This window comes from Streptomyces sp. NPDC020362 (assembly GCF_040642095.1).
Classification (GTDB): domain Bacteria; phylum Actinomycetota; class Actinomycetes; order Streptomycetales; family Streptomycetaceae; genus Streptomyces.
The window spans coordinates 1-2,726 of the sequence record NZ_JBFAET010000419.1 but is presented as its reverse complement, the minus strand read 5'-3'; the positions used below and the strand labels follow the sequence as shown (position 1 = coordinate 2,726).

Genomic DNA, 2,726 nt, shown 5'->3' with positions numbered 1-2,726 from the left:
AGCGCTTCCGTCCCACCCTCGGACAACAGGGACCGAGCCGCGTCCAGCAGGGCGGCTCGCTGCATCGACCGGTGCTCGGCCAGCCACGGCCAACCGTGCACGAGGTCGTTAGGCGCCGGGTGAGGCAGTGATCGCGGAAAGGCCCCCAGGTAGCCGGCGTGAGTCGGTCGTTCTCAACCCAACGCCCACCAACCACCACACAGCCCGATCGGTGGCAACAACGGCTCCGCCGCCACACTGCATTCGTCAGATCACCCCGCCCCATGCCACCGGTGTGAACCCCAAACAGTGATCCCTGTGGGAGATCCGAGAAGCAGTCCTTAACCAGGGTGCGTTCCCGGAACGCTGACGGATTGCTGGGGTCGAGGAGTTCGGCAGGGCCGGACGGGTCGGACGAAGGCCCGAGGGGGCCCGCCGTCAGGCCTTCAGGGCATTCCCTTGCCTGCCGGACACGGCCGCGCCCTTCAGCCTGTCGCGGACACCCGCGGCGTCCGGATGGCCGATCTCGTCGAGGATGGCGAGTGCCTGTCGCCAGGCGAACGCGGCCTGCACGCGGTGACCTGCCGCATGGTGGGAGTCGCCGATGTGCACCAGCGTGTCGGCCTCGAGGTAGCGGTCGCGGATCGCCCGGTACAGCTCGAGAGCAGGCTCGTAGCAGGCGAGCGCCTGGTTGTGATCGCGCAAATGGTGATGGGCGTAGCCGAGACTGTCCCACGCGGCGGCCTCGCCGTTGCGGTCACCGATCTCCCGGTGCAGCGCGAGAGCCTGACCACACTCGTCCAGCGCCTTGGCGTACTCCCCCATCAGGATGTACGTCCAGCCGACCTCGTTGAAGACACTCGCCTCCTCGCTGCGGCGCCCCACCGTGCGGTAGAGGCCGCTCGCCCGCCGGTAGTGGTCGAGTGCCTCGTCGTGCCGAAGCCGCACATTGGCCAGGAAGGCGAAATAGCGGTGCACCCGGCCCTGGCCGGCCGGGTCACCGATCTCGCCGAACAACTTCAACGCGCGCGCGAGGTGTTCTCCTGCCTCCTTCCAGTGGCCCAGTCGGCCGTTGGCGAAACCCAGCGCGCGGTGCGCGTATGCCTGGCCGCGTACGTCGCCCAGGCACCGGGCCGCCGTCATCGCCGTCGTCTGCACGACGACTTGTTCCTGCCAGCGGCCGCCGCGGTCCAGATACCGTTCGAGGATCGCCGCGAGCAGCCAGCTGTGCTCGCCGCTTCCGTGCCGGGTGCCCTGCTCAATCACGGCCAGCAGGACGGGGCGGTTGACGTCCAGCCAGGCCGCCGCCTGCGCCTGATCGGCGAACCGCTGCACGGTCACCTCAGCCGCGTGGGGCATCGGCTCCCAGTGTTCCCGGCTCGGCGCGAGGATCCGCTCGGCGGCATGCGCGCTGTGCAGATAGTGGTCGAGCATCCGTCGCCGGGCGGGGCCGCGCTCGTCCGACGCGTCCTGCGTCCGGCCGAGCTCTGCGGCGTAGGTGCGCAGCAGTTCGTGACAGCCGAACCGGCCGGGCACGGCTTCGAAGATCAGATGGGCACGCGCCAACTCGGCCAACAGCGGGCGTATCTGGCCGGGCCGCTGACCCGCCAGGCTTGCCACGGCCTCGAGCGAGGAGTCCGGGCCCGGATGGAGGGCCAGCAACCGGAATACGCGCGCGGCCTCCGGCGACAGGCGGTTGTACGACCAGGAGAATGCAGTTCTGGCGTCCGTAACAGGGGCCTCCCCGGAGAAGGCATCGAGGCTGCCCCCGCTCTCCCGCAGTTCGGCCGCGACAGAGGCCAGCGTGAAGGCCGGATTGATGGTGGCACGCGCGCTGACGATGGCCAGGGCCAGGGGCAGGTTTCCGCAGGCCGAAACGATCTCCGCGGCCGCAGAGGGCTCACGCGTGACACGGTCTGCGCCCAGCCTCCGGCGCAGGAACGCCAACGCCTCCGCTTCGCTCAGCAGGTCCAGTGTGACGGAGTGCGCGCCCTCACCGGCCACCAGTCCGCAGAGCTGGTTGCGGCTGGTGACGATCACCAGACAGCCGGAGGCTCCGGGCAGCAGGGGACGCACGTGTTCAGTGTCGTGCGCGTTGTCCAGGAGGATCAGCATCCGCCGGTCGGCCAGCAGACTGCGGTACAGCGCGGCCTGCGCCTCCAGCCCGGCGGGGAGGCGATGGGAGGGGACACCGAGGGCATCGAGAAAGGACCGCATCGCCTCGGCCGCGCTCATGACCGAGTCGCTGGGATGGAATCCGCGGAGATTGACGTAGAGCTGCCCGTCGGGGAAACGCTCGGCGACCTGGTGGGCCCAGTGCACGGCCAGGGTGGTCTTGCCCACCCCGGCCATGCCCCCGATCGCACTGATCACCACCGAAGACGCCACTCCCCCGGCCGTTGGCAACAGCGCCCGGAGACCCTCCAGTTCCTTGCAGCGGCCGGTGAAGACCGGGAGGTCGGTGGGGAGTTGCGCGGGGCGTACGGACGCGGTGTCGTCCGGCCGGGCCGCGGAGGCGGGACCCACGTTGATGCCGTCCGAGCAGTGGGAGTCGCCGGGTCCCGCTCCCCAGGTCGGGGTCGGATTCCCCATGGGCACGGTCTGGGACAGCACCTCCTGCTGAGCGGCCTGCAACTCGGCGCCCGGGTCCACACCCAGGTCCCCCGCGAGACGGGCGCGTATGTTCCGGTAGACGTCGAGGGCCTCCGCCTGGTGGCCCGTGGCCGCTAGTACCAGGATCAGTCGGG

The 2,726-nt window shown here is 70.2% G+C and carries 1 protein-coding gene and 1 pseudogene; both read right to left on the bottom strand.

The features are described from left to right. A pseudogene (locus AB0H32_RS47715) lies at positions 1 to 83 on the bottom strand (TetR/AcrR family transcriptional regulator); the annotation flags it as partial. Between the two features lie 334 nt (positions 84 to 417). Next, positions 418 to 2,726 (bottom strand): NB-ARC domain-containing protein (locus AB0H32_RS47710; protein WP_361135824.1); only part of this gene is annotated, 2,309 nt, incomplete at its 5' end.